Below are 19,700 nucleotides of genomic sequence, written 5' to 3'. Positions count from 1 at the left end.
CCTGCTGCCACTCAGTCTGACAGCCAGAGGAGATATCGATGACGACGTCCGATTACCGGTCTGCGGCGAACCAGCCCGAGCAGGGTGTATCCCAGCACGGTGTCCCGCCCCAGGGAATACCCCAGCACGAGCACCCGGAACAGGGCGGGCCCCAGGACGGTGCACCCGGGCAGGGCCAGCCGCAGTACGGGGCGCCTCAGGGTGGGCCGCAGTACGGGGCGCCCCCGGGTGGGCCGCAGGCGGGCGGGCAGGCGGGCGCTGGCGTCGAGAGCCTCGACCCGAAGATCGGCGGTCTGCTCGCCTACTTCACCTGGATCGGGGGGCTGATCATGTACCTGACTCAGCGTCACCGCGAGGTCAGGTTCCACGCTGCTCAGTCGATCCTGTTCAACATCGTGGTCTTCGCGGCCTGGGCGGTGCTGTGGATCGTGGAACTCGCGCTGACGATGATCTTCAGCCCCTTCGGGCTGGTGACTCTCGTGCTCTTCCCGCTCCTGGGCCTGGCCGTGCTGGCGGTATGGATCCTGCTGGCGATCCGGGGCTACAACCTGGTGCACTTCACACTGCCGATCATCGGTTCCATGGCCGAGAAGTGGGCGGACAAGTAGGCCGATCCGCGGCGGTGGCCGCCTCCGCGCCCTGACCGGCCGGCGGCCACCGGGCCCCCATCGCCCAGTCCCCGGCGAATTAGGTTAGGGTTGCCTTATCTAATTCCCCGGATGATTGGACGTGTTCTGTGGCGCGCGTGCGACGCCTGACCTATGCCGAGGTTGTTCGCAAGGAGCAACTGACCCCCTCGATGGTGCGGGTGGTCCTCAGCGCTCCGGGTGGTGGGGCCCTGCCGGTCGAGTACCCGGGCTACACCGATACCTACATCAAACTCGTGTTGCCTCGCCCGGAATCCGGCCTGGTCTCCCCGTTCCACCCCGATGAGGTCAAGGAGGGCCTGGAGCCCGCGCTGTGGCCCGTGATGCGCACCTACACCGTCCGCCATTGGGATGCCGGGCGCGGCCTCATGACCGTTGATGTGGTGGTGCACGGCGACAAGGGGATCGCCGGCCCCTGGTCCGTGCAGGTCCAACCCGGGGACCAGGTGCAGTTCTTCGGACCCGGCGGCGACTACCGGCCCGACCCCCACGCCGACTGGCACCTGCTCGTCGGCGATGAGAGCGCGCTGCCGGCAATCGCCGCTGCGAGTGAAGCGCTACCGACCGACGCCCGTGGCTACGCAGTCATCGAGGTGGCCAACGCCGCCGAGGAACAGCGCCTCACGATCCCCGCCGGCGTGCAGGTGCGCTGGATCCACCGGGAGACCTCTGCCCGGGCACCGGGGATCGAGTTGTGCGAGGTGGTGCGGTCCCTGGACTTCCCCGCCGGCCGGGTGCACGCGTTCGTGCACGGCGACGCCACGTTCGTGCGGGAGATCCGCTCCTACCTACGCTTCGAGAAGCATGTGCCCAAGGAGGACCTGTCCGCCTCGGGATACTGGCGCCGCGGGCTGGACGACGAGGCCTGGCGGGCCGCCAAGGCGGAGTGGAAGGCCGCTGTCGAGGCCGATGAGGCGGCCCACGCAGGCGTCGGCGTCGCGTGACCCGGTATCGGCTGACCCGGTGAAGGGCACTACCAGCGGTTGCTGGTGAACTCCGCCCACCCGACCAGGCCGTCGAGGCGATGGCGGCCCCCGTCGTCGTCGGCCGCCCACCCGCGCCAGGTGCCGCACACCCCGGTGGTGGTGGTCGCCACGATGCCCAGGTTGGTCGAGGTGGAGCCGTGCTGAAAGGGTTCCAGTGTCGCCTCGACCCGGTCGCCCTCGATCGACCACGTGCCGGTGGGGGAGTCGGCATCGAAGGCCCAGACCGTCTCCTCGGGCAGGTAGTGCACGCGGGAGTCGATGATCAAGGCGTTCTCGGTGGAGCCGGTGCCCTCGGTCCACAACCCGCCAAGGTGCAGCCCGGTGCGGACCCCCGCGACCGAGCCGGACGCGACCGCGCTGGTGTAATTGGTGGCGTAGGGCCAGCGGCCGCGTCCGTGATCGATATTGGCCCAGGCCTCAGGGCCGACGGTGGTATCGGCGTCATCGATCTCGAGTCGGCCGCTGACCGGCAGCGCCGAGGACTTCAGCGTGTACTGGAACTGCCGATCGCTCCACGGGATCACCACACCCAGGGACTCCGGTGGCATGGGCACGTGCAGGTCCAGCCGCACCCGGGGAGTCTTCGCCCGTAGCCGGGTGCTGCCGTCCTCGGTGTCCACCGCGATCGCCAGGTCACGGGTGAGCGCGCGCACCGGTCCGCCGAAGGCGGTTTCGGGCAGTTCCACGTGGCGGGCCAGCGGTACGATCGCCGACTCCTCGATCACCGTGCCGTCGCTGCGGTCCAGGATCCACACCTGGTGGGCGGCGGCGTAGTTCAGGGAGTTCACTGTCAGGGCGATGAGGTGGTCGGGGGTGTTGATGCCCCAGTGCTCGCGCCGCTTTGTGCGGCTCCAGGTGGCTGCCCGTGAACTCAGTGGCACCGTGCGCAGGTTCGCCCGGTGCAGTGCGCGTCGGCTCCACCCCAGGGCGGCAGGGTTGAGCGCACCTGAGGGAAGACACAGGTCCACCGGGCGGACGATCTCGGGCAGCACGGGCCCATCATGGCGCCCTTTGTGCCTGGGCCGCACCCGGCGCGCCTGATTCGTCCCTTGCGCGCATGCCCGGCCCGCACGCCTGCACGTGGCACGCACGCTGCGCGCACACCTGGGCCCGCTCGCCTGGCCCGCTCGCCTGCGCGTACACGCTCGCCTGGCCCGCAGGCCTGCGCGACCCTGTTCCCGCACTACGGGGTGGGGCGGCGCCAGACCGAGACGTGCGAGGTGGACTCGGCGGTGAACGGCGCGCGTTGGAAGTCGGCCACGCGCTCGACCAGTTCCATGCCGGCCAGACGGGCCATCAGATCCAACTCGGCGGGCCAGGCGTAGCGATGCTCGCTGGGACCGTAGCGATACCTGCCGTCGTCACCTTGGGTGAAGTGATGAGAGGTCATCCGTTGGGAGAGCGGGTCGATGGTGTCCAGCCCTACGTGCCGCTCGGTCACCTCGAACGGCACCGCAGCCGCGCCCGGCGGCAGCCACCGCAGCGGTGGGACGCCCAGTTCGATCACGAAGTGACCGCCCGGGAGTAGATGCGCCGCGGCATTGCGGAAACAGTCCACCTGCGCCTCCTGGGTGAGCAGGTTGGAGATGGTGTTGTAGACCAGGTACACCAGGTCGAACACCCCGGACACCCGGGTGGTGGACATGTCCCCGACGGTCACCGGAATGTCCTGATCGGAGGCCTTGGTGCGCAACCGGGCGATCATCGGCTCGGAGGTGTCGATGCCGTGCACCTCGAGTCCCCGCCGCCACAGCGGGACCGCCACCCGCCCGGTGCCGATGGCGAACTCCAGGGCCCTCCCGCCGCCGGTCCGACCGGCCAAGTCGGCCAGGAAGCCCACGGTGGGATCGAGCACCTCGGCGGAGAACATCGGAGAGTCCGGGTGGTCGTACCCGGCGGCTGCCGCTTCGGTCCAGTACTGGCTGCGCATCGTCACGAGCATGCCAGGGCGACCGGTCGTCGTCGACGACTTTTCACCCGACAGTCCTGCCGAGGACAGGCTGAGGCGGGTGCGTGCGTCGAAGTGGCGCTGCGGCTGGGTCGCCCCGGGTACCGTGGCCCGGTGAACACCACCGCCACCACCCCCCTCGAGAGGGCCTCGGCATCGCAGCGCCTGGCCGGCGTGGCGGTGCACCTGTTCACCGCCATCGGCGCGCTGCTCGGCTTCGCCATGGTGCACTTCGCCTATGCCGGGCAGGTCCAGCTGGTGCTGTGGCTGTTCCTGGCCGCGATGGTGATCGACGGTACCGACGGGTTCATGGCCAGGCGCCTCCGGGTGGCCCAGGTGCTGCCCAGGTTCGACGGTGCGCTGTTGGACAACATCGTGGACTTCCTCACCTACGCCTTCGCCCCGATGGTGCTGCTCTGGTCGGCCGGCTACCTACCTGGTGGAGCCGCCGGGTGGGCGGTGGTGGCCGTGGTCCTGCTCGCCTCCTGCTACCAGTTCTGCCGCACCGACGCCAAGACGCCCGACCACTACTTCCGCGGCTTCCCCAGTTACTGGAACGTGGTGGCCTTCTACGTCGTGGTGCTCGACCTGAGCGCAGCCGCCACGGCAGCGATCCTGATCACGCTCAGCGTTGCGGCGTTCATCCCGATCTGCTATCTCTACCCCTCCCGCACCCAGGTGTTGTGGCGGGTGACGATGGTGGCCACCGCGATCTGGCTGGGCCTGTACGCGCTGATCGTGGCGACCTACCCCGATCCGTCCGGTTGGGCGGTGGTGGCCTCGGTGGTCTACCTGGGCTACTACGCCGGGTTGAGCGTGGTGCTCACCGTGCTGCGTCGTCGATAACTGATCTCGGGACTGCCCTGCGGAGCGCCCCGCGGGCCGGGCTGCAGCAGGGCTGGTCGACGCCCTTGACGGCGCAGGATAATCGGCACGTGGGCACATCGGCCTCGCTGCACTACGAACCGGTCGCCGCCCTGGCGCCGGGGGTACTCAGTGCCGTGGGCTACCACCATGCCGGGGTCGAACCCGGGCTCCACCTGGGGATCCCGGCGCCGTCGTTGACGTTCATCTTCTCCACCCGGGGCCCCATCGAGGTCGGCGCGAGTGCGGGGCAGGCCACCGGGCCGGGCGCCGAGCGTGCGCAGGTGCTGATCAGCCGGCTGCACACCAACCCCGCCTACGTCGTCGAACCCGGTGAGCAGGCCGGCATCCAGATGGCCGTGCATCCACTGGCGGCCCGCTCGCTGCTGGGGGTACCGGCCCGGGAACTGGACCGGCTCGCACTCGAAGGCAGCGACGTGCTCGGCCCGGGCGCCGCCCGGACGCTCCGACGGCTCCAGGACATGCCGCTGGGACCGCAGGCCTTCGCCGTCGTGGGCGATTACCTGCGTGAGCAGTTGCAGGAGCGCCGGGCCGAAGAGGTGCGCCCGGAGGTGGGCGAAGCCTGGCGGTGGATGTCCCGCACCCGGGGCGCCGGTTCGATGCGCAACCTGGCCGCGCACGTGGCGCTCAGCCAGCGCCAACTGACCACACTCTTCCAGCGGGAGGTGGGCATGGCGCCCAAGGCGATCGCCCGGCTGATCCGGTTCACCCGGGCACGGCGGATGGTGGTGCAACACGTGGCGGTGAGCCCGTCGATGACACTCGCGCAGGTGGCGCACGCCTGCGGCTACGCCGATCAATCCCACCTGGTGCGTGACTTCCAGCAGTACACCGGGACCAGTCCCACCCAGTGGCTGCGTCAGGAGCACCAATATGTCCAAGCCGGGGCACACGTGCGTGCGGAAGGCTGACCGCTATGAAGACCACCGAAATTTCTGCCGAGTCCACTACCTCGCCGGCCGAGTCCACTACCTCGCCGGCATCCCCGCCCGCCCCGAACGTGTGGCCGACCCTGAAGTGCCACGACGCCCTCGGCCTCATCGACTTCCTGGTCACCACCTTCGGGTTCGAACGCACCGCGGTCTACGCCGACGGGCCCACCGTGCACCACGCCCAGTTGACCTGGCCCGAGGGCGGCGGCGTGATGCTCGGCAGCGTGATCGCCGGCACCCCCTGGCAGCGCGAACCGGGCACCGCCGGGATCTACCTGGTCACCGACCGCGTCGGGGAGATCCACCAGCGCTGCCAGGAAGCCGGTGCTTCGATCATCGAGCCCCTCACCGACACCGACTACGGTTCACACACCTTCGCCGTCGCCGACCCGGAGGGCAACTACTGGTCCATCGGCACCTACCGCGGCGAACCCAGCGGGGCCTGAGCCGGCACCGGACTCCTCACCGCCCCCGCGGCCGATCCGCCAGGGGCGTCGAGTTCGAGTCCGATGGCCGAGGTCGATTGTCCGAACACTCGACTTGAGCCGCGAGGCTCGAACTCGGGCGGGACAAGGATGCCCGTGGGCGCGGTGTCCGTACCGGGACCTACCGTGGGGGCATGAGGGAACAAGCCACAGCCGCGCTGCGCCAACTCGTCGGTCACCCCGAGGCCGACTTCCGAGAGGGCCAGTACGAGGCCATCGAGGCACTCGTCGATCGGCGCGAGCGGGTGCTGGTGGTCCAGCGCACCGGGTGGGGCAAGTCCGCGGTCTACTTCGTCGCCACCGCGCTGCGGCGGGCCGACGGTGCCGGGCCCACGGTGATCGTCTCCCCGCTGCTGGCGCTGATGCGCGACCAGATCGCCGCTGCGTCGCGCGCCGGCATCAACGCGGTGACCATCAACTCCGCCAACGCCACCGAGTGGGGCCAGGTCCGCGAGCAACTGGATGCCGATGCCGTGGATGTGCTGTTGGTCAGCCCGGAACGGTTGAACAACCCGCGGTTCCGCACCGAGCAACTGCCCGAACTGACAAGGCGCTGCGGGCTGCTGGTGGTCGATGAGGCGCACTGCATCAGCGACTGGGGCCACGACTTCCGCCCCGACTACCGCCGCATCCGCACCATGCTCGCCGGGCTCCCGGCCGACACGCCGGTGCTGGCCACCACCGCCACCGCCAATGAGCGCGTGGTGACCGATGTGGTCGAGCAACTGGGCACCGGCGCCGATGGCACGCCCCGGCAGGTCAGCACCATCCGCGGTCCGCTGGCGCGGTCCTCCCTGCGGCTGGGCGTACTCCGCCTGGAGGGCCCGGCGCAGCGAGTGGCGTGGTTGGCCGCACACCTGGACGACCTGCCCGGCAGCGGCATCATCTACACCCTGACCGTCTCGGCCGCGCAGGATCTGACCGAGACCCTGCGCGCGGCCGGGCACCAGGTGCGCCCCTACACCGGCCGCACCGACCCGGCGGAGCGGGAGGAGTTGGAGCAGGCGTTGCGGGACAACCAGGTCAAGGCCCTGGTCGCCACCAGTGCTCTGGGCATGGGGTTCGACAAACCGGATCTGGGGTTCGTGGTGCACCTGGGCGCACCCAGTTCACCAGTGGCCTACTACCAGCAGGTGGGCCGGGCCGGGCGGGCCACCGAACGTGCCGACGTGCTGTTGCTCCCCGGTGCCGAGGACCGCGACATCTGGGCCTACTTCGCCTCCGCCGCGATGCCCCGCCAGGCCCAGGCCGATGCGGTGCTGGCCGAACTGGGTCGCGCCTCGGGCCCGATGACCACCGTGGCGCTGGAGACCTTGGTGGATGTGCGCCGGACCCGGCTGGAACTGTTGCTGAAGGTCCTCGATGTGGAGGGTGCCGTGGAGCGGGTCCCCGGGGGCTGGGCCGCCACCGGGCAGCCCTGGACCTACGACGCGCAGCGCTATGAGCGGGTGGCCCAGGCCCGTGAGCGCGAGCAGGGCCTGATGGTGGAGTATCTGGCCGGGAACTCCTGCCGGATGGAGTTCCTGCAGCGATCACTCGATGACGCGACTGCGGCCCCGTGCGGCAGGTGTGACGTGTGCGCCGGCCCCTGGTACCCCGTCGAGGTGCCGGCCGAAGCCGTGCAGGCTGCCACCGGGCAGTTGGCCCGGGCGGGGGTGCCGATCGAACCGCGGGCGCAGTGGCCCTCCGGGATGGGCCGGCTCGGGGTGGATGTCAAGGGCAAGATCGACCCGGGCGAGACGATGCAGCGCGGGCGCGTCGTGGCGCGGTTGTCGGACCTGGGCTGGGGGCAGCGGCTGCGGGAGGTCCTGAAGGCCGACGACGGCGCAGCCCCCGACGGCGTCCTGGCGGCAGTGGTGCAGGTGCTCGCCGAGTGGGACTGGGACCGCCGACCGGCCGGTGTGGTGGTGATGCCTTCGCGCACCCGTCCGGTGCTGATCGACTCGGTGGCCCGGCACATCGGCGACCGGGGGCGGTTGCCGGTCCTGGGCACCCTGGAGTTGGTCGACGGCGGGCCTACCGGTGGACCCGGCGGCAACAGCGCCTTCCGGCTCGCGGGGGTCTGGGACCGGTTCGGTGTCGGGGCTGATCTGCGCGCGCACCTGGCAGACCTGCACGGACCGGTGCTGCTGGTGGACGACCTGGTCGACTCCCGCTGGACCGTGACGGTGGCGTCCCGCGAACTGCGCCTGGCCGGGGCGGAGGCGGTGCTGCCGCTGGCGCTCGCCGCCGAAGGCTGACGCCGTCGGGCCGGCCCCGCCCCGCATGCGTCCGCGCCCCGCCGGCCCCACCGCACCGCCCGGTCTGCACCCCGCCGGCCCCACCGGCCTACCGCACCGCCCGGTCTGCACCGGGGACGAGCCCTACGGCCGAGGGAGAGTCTGGTGAGGCTCGCCCTCCGCCGCAGTGCTCGCCCTCGGCCCGCTGGCGTGCAGTGGCAGCTTCATTCCGAGGTGCGAGGCGACGAAACCGAGGCGCTCGTAGAACCGCACAGCATCGGTGCGGCTGCGGTCGGAGGTGAGTTGCATCAACGCCGCACCCCGGTCGGCGGCGTAGGTGGCTATCCACCGGAAGAGGGCCTCACCGAGTCCCGCACCGCGGTATCGCGTAGCCACCCGTACCGCCTCCACCTGGGCGCGGAGCGCACCCCCACGGGAGAGCCCCGGAATGAACGTCAACTGGGCGGTCGCGGCCATCTCGGTTCCCGCCCGGGCGACCAGCAGGACCTGGTTCGGGTCGGCGTCGATCGCCTCGAACGCCTCGGCATAGCGGGGGTCGTTACCGGCATGCTCGCGGCCCTGGCCGAGCACATCGTCGGCCAGCAGCGCCACGATCGCCGGCACGTCCGAAGTAGCCGCGCGAGTGAGGATGACCTCCTCATCGCCAATGTTGAGGGAGCCAAGGCGGGGCTGCGGTTCTTCGGGCGAGATCTGGTCACTGGTCATCGAAGGGGTGCTCCTGGTCGTTGTCCGCCACCGGGGTGGTCGGGTTGCGTGGTGCGGCCGGGGTGGTCGGGTTGCGTGGTGCGGCCGGGGTGCTCGGGTTGCGTGGTGCGGGCGGCCTGGTCGGGTTGCATAGCGCGATCGGGGTGCGTCGCGGGGGCCTGCGTGAGCGCCTCGATCACGTCGGCCACTCCGTCGTCGATGTTGGTGCCGGTGACCTGATCGGCCACGGCTAGGGTTTCCGGTGCAGCGTCGGCCATCGCCACCCCGTGGCCGGCCCAAGCGAGCATTTCGGCGTCATTGGGGGCATCGCCGAAAGCGAGGACCTCATCCGGCGCGATACCCAAGTGGGTGCACAGCCGGGCCAAGCCCCAGGCCTTCGTGACGCCCTCGGCGAGCACCTCCACGAACGGCGCGCCGGAGTGGGTGACTTCGAAACCGGACAGACCCAGGCCGCGGATGGTGGCGACCAGTTCGTCATTGTCGGTGCCCGGATGGCGCACGATGAACTTCAGGCTGGGCTGGTCCAGCACCTGGTCCACCGTGTGCGCGACCATCGAGTCCGGGTCGCGCTTGTGGTCGTTGAAATCAGCCAGATCCGCGTACCCCTCCTGGGCGACGAACGTCTCACCGCCCTCACGCACACTGACGAACACCGCCTCGGGCAGCCGCTGCAGGAGCGCTTCGGCGAGTTGCCGCTGGGCGGGGACGGAGAGTTGGGCTTCGAACAGGTGCTCCCCGGTACCCAGATGCACCCCGAGCGCCCCGTTCCCGCACAACGCCCACCCGTCGAACCCTGCCTGCTCGGCGATCAGGCGAAGGCCGACGGGCTGGCGAGCCGTCACCGGGACCACCTCGATCCCGGCGGCCCGGGCAGCGTCCAGGGCGCTGCGGGTGCGGGCAGTGACCTGCTGCTGGGGATCGAGCAGGGTGCCGTCCAGATCGGTGGCGATCAGGCGGATGGTCACCCGGACACCTTATCCGGGCGCCCGGGCTGCAGAGCGAGAGTGGTGGCCCGGGATGGGCACGGTCGATCCGGATGGTCCGGACCGCTGCGTACTCCACGTGGGGGCTCCGTCGGGGCGGGACTTGGCGTGGATGATCACGACCATCGACGTCGACTTCGAGCTTCTCGAGGCCCCCGCCGAACTGGTCACCGCGCTCGCAGGGTTGGCGCAGCGATGTGCCCGGGCGCTGGCGCGGTGAGGGCCGACCCGGTCACGCAACGGGTGCCGCAACGGGCTGAGGGCCCGGTGGGTCAGAACGAGGCGGACCAGGCGACCTCGGGCTCGATCAGGAACACGATCCTGTTACTGCGCTCCGGATAATCCTCCCCGGTGTACTTGCGGGCGATCCGGTCGATGATCGGCCACGCCCGCTCGTCGTCGATCCGCTCCACCACCCGGCCCCGGATGCTGGCCATCTGAAACGGGTTCTCCTGCGGGGTCAGCGACAACGCCACGCGGGGATCGCGCCGGATGTTGCGATCCTTGATCGAGTCGGGGATGGTCAGGACCGCGAGCCGCTCGTCCTCCAGGCCCACCCACAGCGGGACGCTGGTGGGCCGGCCATCGGGCATCACCGTGGCGAAATGAGCGAGGTTCGGCGCCTCCAGGAGTGTGCGAACCTGCTGCGGCAGGGTGTGCTTCACGAACCGGCTCCCGGGGCCAGTTCGGCGAGGACCTCGAGACGACCGCCGTAGCGGAGTTCGGGCCAGTCCCGGAGCAGATCGGCGGCGGCGTCGAGGGAGTCCACCTGCAGCACCGAGATCCCGAACAGATCGCCGTCGTACTCGGCGCCGCCGTGCTCGGGGCCGCCTTCATGGTCGGGGGTGCCTTCGCGGTGAGGGCCGCCTTCATGGACGGGGGTGCCTTCGTGGTCGGGGGTGTCGTCGTCCCCGCCGAAGGTGCGCCCACCGCCGAGCGCGATCGTCTGCTCGTGTTCGGGGCGGGCCCGGAGACGGCCCACCCACACCCACAGCGCGTGCTCGTTGGCCTCGGCCTCCTGCTCGGGGACCTGTCCTGCTCGGTACTGGACGACGACTCGCATGGCACCTCCGATTCGTGGGCTGCATTACTTGTGCATTGCAAGTGGAACTGAAAGTAGTAGCATCACTTGCATTACGCAAGTGAGGCGCCGGCGAGGTGTGACGCGGGTGCTGTGGAGGTGTCGCAATGGCTGAGAAACGATCCGGTTGCCCGATCAATATGACCGTGGAACTGCTCGGGGATCGGTGGAGCCTGTTGGTGATCCGCGACGTGATGTTCGCCGACCGGCACACATTCGCCGAGTTGCACGCCGGGTCCCAGGAGGGCATCGCCACCAACATCCTCAGCGACCGGCTCAAGCGCCTCGTGGCCGCGGGTGTGTTGCGGCGGACGTCGGTGCCCGGCAGCCGGAACAGGGTGCGGTACGACCTGACCGAGCGCGGCGTCGATCTGGTCCCGGTCCTCACCGCGATTGGGGGGTGGGGGGCGCGGCACCTGGACGTCGACGACGCCCTGTGCCAGGTGGTGCAGGACCTGCAAGCCGGCGGACCCGATGCCCAGGAGCGCACGCAGCAGCACCTGCGTGAACGCGACCTGACACCCGCCTGACGCGCGCACACCTGCGCCAAGGAACAACTGCGAGGAGATCGACCATGCCCAACTACGGCCATGCGGTGCAGTTCGGCGTACTTATCGACGCCGAGTCCACCGCGCAGGAAGCGGCTGACCTGGCCGTGCGCGCAGAACAGGCCGGACTAGACCTGGCGGCCTTCGCCGCACGCGAGATGAGTGGCGGCGCGGCGGGCGCGGGTAGCGATGACGTGGCCGCTGCGAGTTGGATGGACGACGACGACGCGTCAGCAGTGGCAGCACCCGGCGAGGGAACCGCGGCGAGAATGATGATAGACGACGACGGAGCCTCGGCAGCAGCAGGCCCGGACCCATGGACGCTGGCCACGTGGGCAGCCGCGCGTACCGAGCGCATCGCCTTGGCCGTCACCGGCTTATCGCCCGGGTACCGGCCGCCGTCAGTGCTGGCCCGCGCGGCAGGCAGCCTGAGCCTGCTCTCCGGCGACCGCGCCGCCATGGCGCTCGCAGGTGCTGTGGCGTCTGCCGGAACTTCCGCCGATGCGGCGCGGGTCCAGGTCGTGCCCACCGACGCAGAACCCGCAGGTGTCACGCCCACCGAGGCTGCGACCACGGAGGCGGGCGACACCCCGCTGACCGAGGCGATGGGGGTGCTGCGCGCCATGGCCGACACTAGCACCGATGCCGCCACTTACCCCGGCCGTCACCACAGCGTCACCGGCGCCCAGCCCGGCCCCTCCCTGGACCGGGAGGTCCCGGTGTGGTTGACCGGCTCGGATGAGCGCGCGGCAAGACTGGCCGGTGCACTCGCCGATGGCTTGGTGCTGGACCTGGAGGCAGCCGGCGGACCAGCCGCTCTGGCGCGACTGAACGCCATCATCGACGAGGCCGCCGCCAGCCATGACCGGGATCCTCGCGAGATCCGGCGGCTGGTGGTACTGCCCGCCGTGACTGACCAGCCCGCGTTCGTCGACCAGTCCGCGTTCGTCGACCAGTCCGCGTTCGTCGACCAGGCCGCGTTCGTCGACCAGGCCGCGTTCGTCGACCAGGCCGCGTTCGTCGACCAGCCCGCGTTCGTCGACCAGTCCGCGTCCCTCGGCCAGTCCGCGTCTGTCGACCGGTCCGCGCTCGGCGATGAGTCCGTTCCTGCGGACCGCAGTGACCAGGCCGAACCAGTGGTTCCGGTTCGCCGGACCGTCCACCGCACCAGGATGAGCACCGAGGACCTCGTGCGCCTCGTCGTCGACGAAGGCGTGAGCGGGCTGCTGGCTCGGGCGGGCGGTGCGTCGTCCTCCGCTGATCTCGAGCACTTCTCCACCCACACCGCACCGGCGGTTCGCGCAACCGTCGCCGAGGCCCTGCCGGGCCTGGGCTCCCAGCGGATCCGGCGCGCAGGCGTGCGCGCCAAGCGACACCCGGGCATCGACTACGAGGGCGTGCCAGAGTCACTGGTGCACACCGCCGTCGAACCGGGGGACGCCGCCTACGGCCGGCTGAAGTCGAACTACCTGCGCGGCGGCAGTCCGGGCCTGATCCTGCGCCCGGAGACCATCGAGCAGGTGAGCGACGCCGTGGCCTACGCCCGGCGCAACCCGCACCTGGAACTGGGTATCCGCAGCGGCGGGCACGGCATCTCGGGGCGGTCGACGAACATCGGCGGCCTGGTGCTCGACGTGGGACTGATGAACGCGGTCGAGGTGGTCGATGAGGCCAGCAGGCTGGTGCGCCTGGGACCTGGCGCCCGGTGGCGGGATGTGGCCAGCGCGCTGCAACCCTATGGCTGGTCGATCGGTTCGGGTGACTACGGCGGCGTGGGCGTGGGCGGGCTGGTCACCGCCGGCGGCCTGGGTTTCCTCTCCCGCCACCACGGCCTGACGATCGACAACCTACGCGCGGCGGATCTGATCGTGGCCGACGGCACCCGGCTCCGGGCGAGCGAGGAGGAGAACCCCGAGGTGTTCTGGGCCGTGCGCGGCGCCGGGGCCAACCTCGGCATCGTCACCTCGGTGGAGATCACCGCCTCGCCGGTCGATCAGGTCGGCTGGGCCCAGCTGGGCTTTGCCGCGGGTGACGTGGCGCAGTTCCTGCAGGCTTTCGCCGACGCGGCCACCAGCGCCCCACGGCAGACCACCGCGTTCCTCCTCATGGGCCCGCCCCGGGGCGGCAGCGCCACCGCGCAGGTGATGGCGATGGTCGACTCCGACGATCCCGATGTGGTGATCGAACACCTGCAACCCTTCGCCCAGATTCCCACCATGATCCAGCAGCAGGTCGTCATCGCCCCCTATGCCGCGGTGATGAACATGTTCCCCGAGGCGCCCCACCAGGGCCGCGGCGACCCAGTGTCCAGGTCCGGGCTGCTGAACCAGGTCACTCCTGAGTTCACCAAGGCTGCCGCGCGGTTGCTGGACTCCGGCACGATCGGCTGGTTCCAGTTGCGCACCATGGGTGGTGCGATCGGGGACATGCCCGCCGAGGCCACGGCGTTCGTACACCGGGACGCCGTGATGCATCTGACCGTGATGGGTAGCAACGCCCAACGGGTGGATAGGCACTGGGAGGACCTGCGCGAGCACCTGTCGGGGGTGTACCTCAGTTTCGAAACCGACCGGAGTTCGCAGCGACTGGTGGACGCGTTCGGGGAGCAGGGGCTGGCCAGGCTGCGTAGGTTGAAGGCGGAACTGGATCCCCACCAAGTGTTCCGCGACAACTTCGCGATCCCACCCGCTGACGGGACCCCACCTGCTGAGGCGGTCCCACCTGCTGAGGCGGTCCCATCTGCTGATACGACCCCATCCGCTCACGCGATCCCAACCAATCACGCCGACCGACCAGGAGGCACTCATGACTGACTACGGCCACGACCTACTCTTCGGCACCTTCGTGACTCCCACGAACTCACCGCCCCAGCATCCGGTGGAGCAGGCGATCGTGGCCGACCGCGCGGGATTGGACCTGGTGAGTTTCCAGGACCACCCCTACCAGGGCCGATTCCACGACACCTCCACCCTGCTCGCCTACGCGGCGGCCAAGACCGAACGGGTGCACCTGACGGCGAACGTGACGAACCTGCCGCTGCGTCCGCCGGCGGTCCTGGCCCGGGCGATCGCGACCCTGGACCAACTCTCCGGTGGCCGGATCGAACTGGGTCTGGGTGCGGGCGGGTTCTGGGACGCGATCGAGGCCATGGGCGGCCCGCGACGAAGCCCGGGGGAGTCGATCGAGGCCCTGGAGGAGGCCATCGAGATCATCCGTGGCATCTGGAACGCCTCCGAACGCGGGCGTTTCGTGGTCGAGGGCAAGCACTACCAGGTCGATGGCGCCAAGCGTGGCCCGGCCCCCGCCCATGACGTGGGTATTTGGATCGGGGCGTACGGCCCACGAATCCTGCGGATGACCGGCCGGGTGGCCGACGGGTGGATCCCCTCGTGGCAGTACCTGAAGAACGGCGCCGAGGACCTGGTCCGGATGAACATGAACATCGACGACGGCGCTGCGGCAGCCGGGCGCGAACCGGCAGCGGTCCGGAGGTTCTTGAACATCGGGGGCAGGTTCGCCGCCCAGTCGGGAGGTTTCCTGCAGGGTCCGCCGGATCAGTGGGCCAAGGAACTGACCGAGATGACCCTGAGGCACGGCATCACCGGGTACTTCCTGGCTTCCGATGATTCGGCCACCACCGAGGCGTTCGCTCACGAGGTGGCCCCGGCGGTGCGGGAATTGGTGGCTGCCGAGCGCTGAGCCGCCCGCCTCCGCCGGGTCCCACCCGGCCCGCACGCGACCTCGTCTGCGCCGGTTCACGACGCACGTGCTATAGCCCCGGCAACAGGGGCGTCGGAGCGGCCCCGCGGGGCGACCAGATCGGTGACCTCGGCCGCGAATCTTTGCCGGACTGTCGATTTCTGCTGTCCTCGCGCGACATGATGGTGACGGCACCATCGCCGTCACCATCGAAAGGACGATGATGAAGTACCTAGTGATGCTGATCGGCGACGGTGACGTGCCCGCGTGGGACACCTTGAGCCCGGAGGAGCAGGGCGCGTTGATGGGCAGGTTCGGCGAGTTCGACGAGGCGTGCGGCGCTCGCGTGGGCGTGGAAATCCTCGCCGGGGAGGCTCTCTCGGACGGCCAAGCCGACGCCACCGTGATGCGCACCCGAGCCGGCGCCGTCACGCTCACCGAGGGCCCCTATGCCGAGGCCCTGGAGGGCTTGGGCGGGTTCTTCCTGATCGAGGCACCGGACCTGGACGTCCTGGTGGAACTGCTCGGCCACCTCCCGCCGTATGACATCCAGATCTCACCGGTCGTGGACCCGTACTGACCCGTGCCGCAGCGCGTCCTCGACGACCTCTGGCACAGCCATTGGGGCCTGCTGCTGGGCCACCTGATGGCGCGATTCAATCGCGCCGACCTCGTCGAGGACGCGCTCGCAGAGGCCTTCGCGCAGGCCGCTTCCCAGTGGCCCGCAGCCGGCGTGCCGCACAACCCGCCCGGGTGGCTGCGTACCACCGCCCATCGCCGGGTGCTCGATGCGCTGCGGCATGAGCGCACCATCCGGAGCAAAGCCCACCTGATAGCCGACGACGACGTGCAGCCCGGCCCGGAGGATGCGGCCGCTCCGGGAGGGGTAACGTCGTCTGCCACGGTCGCTTCGGCCGTCGATGAGCGCCTGCCGCTGCTGTTCATGGCTACCCACCCGGCCCTGGCCGAGGAGGTCCGCCCGGCGCTCGCGCTTCGGTTCGTGCTCGGTGTGCCCACTGCCGAGATCGCACGGTTGTTCCTGGTGCCGTCAGCCACGATGGCGGCACGGCTGACCCGCGCGAAGAAGCGTCTGGCCGGCAGCGGGATCGCGTTCGCGATCCCCGACCGAAACGTCTGGCCGGATCGGCTCGATGACGTGGCCCGGGCGATCTACCTGGCATTCACCGCCGGATATGCGCCCGGAGGCGGCCACGACGTTGTCCGTGCGCAGCAGGCAGGGGAGGTGGTACGGCTCGCCGATCTGGCTACTGACCTGCTGCCCGGCCGTCCGGTGCTGGAGGCCCTGGTCGCGCTGGTGCGGTTGCAGCACGCCCGCCGCGATGCGCGGGTCAGTCCGGAGGGTGCCCTAGTGCGCCTGGCTGATCAGGACCGGTCCCGGTGGCACGGCGCCGAGATCGCGGCGGGCTTGGACCGGCTCACCGCCCTGTCCCCGACCGATGGCCTGGCGGAGGAGTTGCGCCTGCAGGCCCTGATCGCGGCCTTCCACGCGACGGCCACCCGCGCTGCTGACACCGACTGGGCGGGAATCGTGCGCGCCTACACCCGACTGGAGGCACTCACCGGATCACCGATCGTGCGGCTCAACCGTGCTGTCGCGGTGGGCGAGGCATCGGGGGCGATGGCCGGCCTGGCGATTCTGCGTGCCGCCGCCGACGAACTGCCCGGCCATCATCGTGTGGCGCTCGTGCGCGCCGAGTTGCTGCACCGCGGTGGACAGGCCGAGGCCGCTCGTCAGGCATACCTCGAGGCGATCGAGGCCTGTCCCGACGGCGCCGAGCGAGACCACATCCGGGCCCGGCTAGTCCTGGTGAGCAGAGCATGACGTGCCACTACGCATGGTGCGCCTAGTGGCGCATGGTGAATGCGTACTCGCCGGCGGGAGTTCGGGTGTGGTGGTAGTCGTCGTCGTGTGCCATTCGGTGGTGGCGGTGGCACAGGGGGACGGCATTGTCGAGGTTGGTGGGTCCGTGCTCGGACCAGGGGATGGCGTGGTGGAGTTCGCACCAGGCGTAGGGCCGTTGGCATCCGTGCGCGGCACACGCGGTGTGCTGGGTGGCTAGGGCGGTGCGTTGGCTTTCGGTGAAGAGTCGGTTGCCGCGCCCGAGGTCCAGTGGCTGGGATTGACCGCCCAGCACGAGGGGCACCAGGCCGGAGTTGCAGGCCAGTTGCCGCGCTCGGGCGGCGGAGATCTTCTCTCCGGTGTCCAGTCCGGCCGCAGCGATGCGTCCGCGGAGCACCTGCTCGTCGAGGGTGACGACGATCGTGGCGGCGGTCTTCGGGCTGAGGTGGTCGGTGGGTAGGTGTTCGATCAGTTCTGCCAGGGCCAGGCCGTGGGCGTTGGCCCAGTCGGTGCGCCGGCCCTGGGCCACCCGGCCCGGATCGGGAAGCCCGGACAGATCCTCCACGACGCTGCCGGCCCCGCCGCTGCCCTGGGAACCACTCGCGTCTGCGCCGTTTCTCCCCCCAAAGTGTCCTCCAGCACCGCCAGCACCGCCAGCGCCAGCAGCGCCAGCGCCAGCAGCGCCACCTGCGCCGTTGCTGTCGCTGCGGCTCGTGCGGCGTGGTGCGGTCATCGTGTGGATGATCTTGCGCAGCAGGTGGCCGTGGAAGACAGGCAGGGTGAAGTGGCCGGTGACGGTGCCGTCGTGGTTGTCCCGGATGGTCAACCGGGTGTGAGCGCGGGCCTGTTGCTCTTCATCGGCGATCTGGCCATCTTCGTGGGCGTCGATGCTCTCCCGGTCCTTCTTCAGCGCTTCCAACTGTCGCCGTGCTCGCTGGCGCAACACCGAAGGCGGCATGTGCTTGGCTTTGTCGACCAGGTCTTCTTCGACCCGGGCCCGCTCGGTGGTGGTCAGCCCGTCGGGGAGTTTTTCGCCTGCTCCCACGATGATCTCGGCGTGGTCGGGGGAGATGTCCCCGTCGTCGAGTGCGCGTTGGGTGGGGCCGCGGTCGCTGAGGCGGGTGGCGAGTTTGGTCTGGCGGCTGGTGTCCCGACCGTCGTCGTTGGTGTGCTTGGCCGCCCAGGAGGCGGTATCGGCATGACCGGACTTGCGCGCGGTGTTGGCCTTCTCCGCCGCGTTGAGCACCTTGAGCTTGTAGGCCCGAACCCGCGACTCGATCCGCCTCAGGTCTACCAGCAACTGGCTCTGCCCGGCAGCGCTGAGCCCGCCCGGATCCAGCCGCGACAACCCATCCAGCGCGGCGTGCACCTCCTGGGTCGGGGAGATGCTCGGGAGCGGGTGTACGGCCATGAACCTACACTACCTAGAACGCCCGTTCGAGTCAACGGTTTACTCCGATTCGTGTCACATGGCACTGGTGCCTGATGGTAGGTAACGGTTGGTGCCTGCGGGTCATGGCGGCGGTGGCCGGGGGGGCGGGCGCCTACAGGGCGTGGCAGTGGGGTCTTCTGGGTGAGTGCGTGGGTGAGTACAGGTCCGACGGCCGGGCGTCTGCGGCCCGCGACATGAGCGACTGCAGGGCGTGGCAGTGAGCGCCCGCTACCCGGCGCGCCCGTGGGAGACTCGAACCATGGCCAATTCGACGAATCCCCCGCCCTTCGGCGCCGAGATCGACCAGCGCGCACCGGCGCGCCCGCAGGGGGGTGTGCGATGACTCGGGTCGGCGCGATATTCAACCCGCACCACAATCCACCCGAGGCGCTGCGAGGGGCGGTCGAGGCCGCCGAAGCCGCCGGCGTTCCCGAGCTCTGGCTCTGGGAGGACTGCTTCCGTGAGTCGGCCTACGCCTCGGTCGCCGCCGCCCTGGCGTGGACCGAGCGCCTGCGGATCGGCCTGGGGATCGCACCGATCCCGCTGCGCAACGTGGCGGTGACCGCGATGGAGATCGCGACGATCGAGCGGACCTTTCCCGGCCGGTTCTACCCCGGCCTGGGCCACGGCGTGCTCCCGTGGATGAAACAGGCCGGCGCGCACGCTGCCTCCCCGCTGACGCTCATGCGCGAGTACATCACGGTGCTGCGGTCGTTGCTGGCCGGGGAGGAGGTGACCGTGGCCGGCCGCTACGTCACCCTCGGCAAGGTGCGGCTCGAGTGGCCGTTGGAGGCCGCACCACCCGTCTACGCCGCAGGCGTGGGACCCAAGACGTTGGCACTGACCGGGGAGGTCGCCGACGGTGCGGTCCTCGTCTCCGGACTCTCCGTCGCCGAGGTGGGTGAGCGGGCCCGCCTGATTGCCGACGGGCGCACCGCCGCCGGACGTGACGGCGATGCGGTGGTGGTGGCCTACGTCGACACCGCCTTCGGCGACGGCGCCCGGGAGCGGGTTGCCGCCGCGCTGGGCGAGGCCGGCACCGACGACAACCGGGGCGTGTGGGGCGAGCCCGACGACGTGGCGGCCGCGGTGCGACGCTTCGCCGAAGCCGGTGCCGACGCGGTCATCCTCTCGCCCGTGGACGGTGAGCCCGACCTGCACGCGTTCCTCCGTGCCACCGGGGAGGTCGCCCGCCTCATCGACTGAGCGGGGCCAGTCAACTGAGCGGCGCCAGTCGACTCACCGAGGCCACAGCCGGAGAACCGGCG

Annotated in this window: 20 protein-coding genes; 13 read left to right on the top strand and 7 right to left on the bottom strand. The window is 70.3% G+C overall.

The window, feature by feature from the left end; all coding sequences use genetic code 11:
* The first annotated feature begins 38 nt into the window (after nt 1–38).
* Nucleotides 39–608, top strand: a complete 570-nt coding sequence (locus ACPL7H_RS01450; RefSeq protein WP_424795390.1) for a DUF4870 domain-containing protein — start codon at nt 39–41, stop codon at nt 606–608.
* Nucleotides 609–745: 137 nt separating this feature from the next.
* On the top strand, nt 746–1,591 hold the full coding sequence (locus ACPL7H_RS01445; protein ID WP_424795389.1) for a siderophore-interacting protein: 846 nt from the start codon (nt 746–748) through the stop codon (nt 1,589–1,591).
* Nucleotides 1,592–1,620: 29 nt separating this feature from the next.
* Here the strand turns inward: ACPL7H_RS01445 and ACPL7H_RS01440 are convergent, their stop codons facing one another.
* Nucleotides 1,621–2,625: a DUF2804 domain-containing protein gene (locus ACPL7H_RS01440; protein ID WP_424795388.1), complete on the bottom strand. Its 1,005-nt coding sequence runs from the start codon at nt 2,623–2,625 to the stop codon at nt 1,621–1,623.
* A 191-nt stretch (nt 2,626–2,816) separates the two neighbouring features.
* Nucleotides 2,817–3,563, bottom strand: coding sequence for a class I SAM-dependent methyltransferase (locus ACPL7H_RS01435; RefSeq protein WP_424795387.1), 747 nt, complete (start codon nt 3,561–3,563; stop codon nt 2,817–2,819).
* Nucleotides 3,564–3,695: 132 nt separating this feature from the next.
* Between ACPL7H_RS01435 and ACPL7H_RS01430 the strand changes: the two genes are divergently transcribed.
* The 4 genes from ACPL7H_RS01430 (at nt 3,696) to ACPL7H_RS01415 (ending at nt 8,123) form a co-directional block, all read left to right on the top strand.
* Nucleotides 3,696–4,427 carry a CDP-alcohol phosphatidyltransferase family protein gene (locus ACPL7H_RS01430; protein ID WP_424795386.1) on the top strand — a complete coding sequence of 244 codons (732 nt, stop codon included), beginning with the start codon at nt 3,696–3,698 and terminating at the stop codon, nt 4,425–4,427.
* Between the two features lie 89 nt (nt 4,428–4,516).
* On the top strand, nt 4,517–5,377 hold the full coding sequence (locus ACPL7H_RS01425) for a helix-turn-helix domain-containing protein (RefSeq protein ID WP_424795385.1): 861 nt from the start codon (nt 4,517–4,519) through the stop codon (nt 5,375–5,377).
* 5 nt (nt 5,378–5,382) lie between these two features.
* On the top strand, nt 5,383–5,844 hold the full coding sequence (locus ACPL7H_RS01420; RefSeq protein WP_424795384.1) for a VOC family protein: 462 nt from the start codon (nt 5,383–5,385) through the stop codon (nt 5,842–5,844).
* Between the two features lie 173 nt (nt 5,845–6,017).
* The gene (locus tag ACPL7H_RS01415) at nt 6,018–8,123 is read left to right on the top strand and encodes a RecQ family ATP-dependent DNA helicase (RefSeq protein ID WP_424795383.1); all 2,106 of its coding nucleotides are present in this window, start codon (nt 6,018–6,020) and stop codon (nt 8,121–8,123) included.
* A 123-nt stretch (nt 8,124–8,246) separates the two neighbouring features.
* Here the strand turns inward: ACPL7H_RS01415 and ACPL7H_RS01410 are convergent, their stop codons facing one another.
* On the bottom strand, nt 8,247–8,828 hold the full coding sequence (locus tag ACPL7H_RS01410) for an N-acetyltransferase family protein (RefSeq protein WP_424795382.1): 582 nt from the start codon (nt 8,826–8,828) through the stop codon (nt 8,247–8,249).
* Nucleotides 8,825–9,793 carry an HAD family hydrolase gene (locus ACPL7H_RS01405; RefSeq protein ID WP_424795381.1) on the bottom strand — a complete coding sequence of 323 codons (969 nt, stop codon included), beginning with the start codon at nt 9,791–9,793 and terminating at the stop codon, nt 8,825–8,827. Before ACPL7H_RS01405 ends, ACPL7H_RS01410 begins: the two co-directional genes overlap by 4 nt.
* Between ACPL7H_RS01405 and ACPL7H_RS01400 the strand changes: the two genes are divergently transcribed.
* Nucleotides 9,786–10,031 (top strand): WYL domain-containing protein, encoded by a 246-nt coding sequence (locus ACPL7H_RS01400; RefSeq protein WP_424795380.1) that lies wholly within the window; start codon nt 9,786–9,788, stop codon nt 10,029–10,031. The two genes, ACPL7H_RS01405 and ACPL7H_RS01400, sit on opposite strands and share 8 nt — an antisense overlap.
* A gap of 52 nt (nt 10,032–10,083) precedes the next feature.
* Here the strand turns inward: ACPL7H_RS01400 and ACPL7H_RS01395 are convergent, their stop codons facing one another.
* Nucleotides 10,084–10,476 carry a PPOX class F420-dependent oxidoreductase gene (locus tag ACPL7H_RS01395; RefSeq protein ID WP_424795379.1) on the bottom strand — a complete coding sequence of 131 codons (393 nt, stop codon included), beginning with the start codon at nt 10,474–10,476 and terminating at the stop codon, nt 10,084–10,086.
* Nucleotides 10,473–10,874 (bottom strand): hypothetical protein, encoded by a 402-nt coding sequence (locus tag ACPL7H_RS01390; RefSeq protein ID WP_424795378.1) that lies wholly within the window; start codon nt 10,872–10,874, stop codon nt 10,473–10,475. Before ACPL7H_RS01390 ends, ACPL7H_RS01395 begins: the two co-directional genes overlap by 4 nt.
* 125 nt (nt 10,875–10,999) lie before the next feature.
* Between ACPL7H_RS01390 and ACPL7H_RS01385 the strand changes: the two genes are divergently transcribed.
* From ACPL7H_RS01385 to ACPL7H_RS01365, 5 genes are all read left to right on the top strand, one after another.
* Nucleotides 11,000–11,422, top strand: a complete 423-nt coding sequence (locus ACPL7H_RS01385; protein WP_424795377.1) for a winged helix-turn-helix transcriptional regulator — start codon at nt 11,000–11,002, stop codon at nt 11,420–11,422.
* 44 nt (nt 11,423–11,466) lie between these two features.
* A complete protein-coding gene (locus ACPL7H_RS01380; protein ID WP_424795376.1) occupies nt 11,467–14,253 on the top strand; it encodes an LLM class flavin-dependent oxidoreductase in 2,787 nt (928 codons plus the stop codon).
* On the top strand, nt 14,246–15,139 hold the full coding sequence (locus ACPL7H_RS01375; protein WP_424795375.1) for an LLM class flavin-dependent oxidoreductase: 894 nt from the start codon (nt 14,246–14,248) through the stop codon (nt 15,137–15,139). The genes ACPL7H_RS01380 and ACPL7H_RS01375 overlap by 8 nt, the downstream gene beginning before the upstream one ends.
* A gap of 223 nt (nt 15,140–15,362) precedes the next feature.
* On the top strand, nt 15,363–15,719 hold the full coding sequence (locus ACPL7H_RS01370) for a YciI family protein (RefSeq protein WP_424795374.1): 357 nt from the start codon (nt 15,363–15,365) through the stop codon (nt 15,717–15,719).
* 3 nt (nt 15,720–15,722) lie between these two features.
* A complete protein-coding gene (locus ACPL7H_RS01365) occupies nt 15,723–16,982 on the top strand; it encodes an RNA polymerase sigma factor (protein ID WP_424795373.1) in 1,260 nt (419 codons plus the stop codon).
* 22 nt (nt 16,983–17,004) lie between these two features.
* Here the strand turns inward: ACPL7H_RS01365 and ACPL7H_RS01360 are convergent, their stop codons facing one another.
* Entirely contained in the window at nt 17,005–18,411 is a 1,407-nt protein-coding gene (locus ACPL7H_RS01360) for a DUF222 domain-containing protein (protein WP_424795372.1), read from the bottom strand.
* A 360-nt stretch (nt 18,412–18,771) separates the two neighbouring features.
* On the opposite strand from ACPL7H_RS01360, the gene ACPL7H_RS01355 reads away from it, so the two are divergent.
* Nucleotides 18,772–19,638, top strand: a complete 867-nt coding sequence (locus ACPL7H_RS01355; RefSeq protein ID WP_424795371.1) for an LLM class flavin-dependent oxidoreductase — start codon at nt 18,772–18,774, stop codon at nt 19,636–19,638.
* Nucleotides 19,639–19,700: the final 62 nt, after the last annotated feature.

The sequence above is a fragment of the Pseudactinotalea sp. Z1732 genome (assembly GCF_049724975.1).
Classification (GTDB): domain Bacteria; phylum Actinomycetota; class Actinomycetes; order Actinomycetales; family Beutenbergiaceae; genus CALKWS01.
This window is presented reverse-complemented; position numbering and strand designations above follow the sequence as displayed.

What these genes read in the sequence shown, in the direction of transcription:
- ACPL7H_RS01450 (WP_424795390.1), top strand. Translation starts at nt 39, where the DNA reads ATGACGACGTCCGATTACCGGTCTGCGGCGAACCAGCCCGAGCAGGGT.
- ACPL7H_RS01435 (WP_424795387.1), bottom strand. Translation starts at nt 3,563, where the DNA reads ATGCGCAGCCAGTACTGGACCGAAGCGGCAGCCGCCGGGTACGACCAC.
- ACPL7H_RS01420 (WP_424795384.1), top strand. Translation starts at nt 5,383, where the DNA reads ATGAAGACCACCGAAATTTCTGCCGAGTCCACTACCTCGCCGGCCGAG.
- ACPL7H_RS01415 (WP_424795383.1), top strand. Translation starts at nt 6,018, where the DNA reads ATGAGGGAACAAGCCACAGCCGCGCTGCGCCAACTCGTCGGTCACCCC.
- ACPL7H_RS01410 (WP_424795382.1), bottom strand. Translation starts at nt 8,828, where the DNA reads ATGACCAGTGACCAGATCTCGCCCGAAGAACCGCAGCCCCGCCTTGGC.
- ACPL7H_RS01400 (WP_424795380.1), top strand. Translation starts at nt 9,786, where the DNA reads ATGGTCACCCGGACACCTTATCCGGGCGCCCGGGCTGCAGAGCGAGAG.
- ACPL7H_RS01390 (WP_424795378.1), bottom strand. Translation starts at nt 10,874, where the DNA reads ATGCGAGTCGTCGTCCAGTACCGAGCAGGACAGGTCCCCGAGCAGGAG.
- ACPL7H_RS01385 (WP_424795377.1), top strand. Translation starts at nt 11,000, where the DNA reads ATGGCTGAGAAACGATCCGGTTGCCCGATCAATATGACCGTGGAACTG.
- ACPL7H_RS01380 (WP_424795376.1), top strand. Translation starts at nt 11,467, where the DNA reads ATGCCCAACTACGGCCATGCGGTGCAGTTCGGCGTACTTATCGACGCC.
- ACPL7H_RS01375 (WP_424795375.1), top strand. Translation starts at nt 14,246, where the DNA reads ATGACTGACTACGGCCACGACCTACTCTTCGGCACCTTCGTGACTCCC.
- ACPL7H_RS01370 (WP_424795374.1), top strand. Translation starts at nt 15,363, where the DNA reads ATGAAGTACCTAGTGATGCTGATCGGCGACGGTGACGTGCCCGCGTGG.
- ACPL7H_RS01360 (WP_424795372.1), bottom strand. Translation starts at nt 18,411, where the DNA reads ATGGCCGTACACCCGCTCCCGAGCATCTCCCCGACCCAGGAGGTGCAC.
- ACPL7H_RS01355 (WP_424795371.1), top strand. Translation starts at nt 18,772, where the DNA reads ATGACTCGGGTCGGCGCGATATTCAACCCGCACCACAATCCACCCGAG.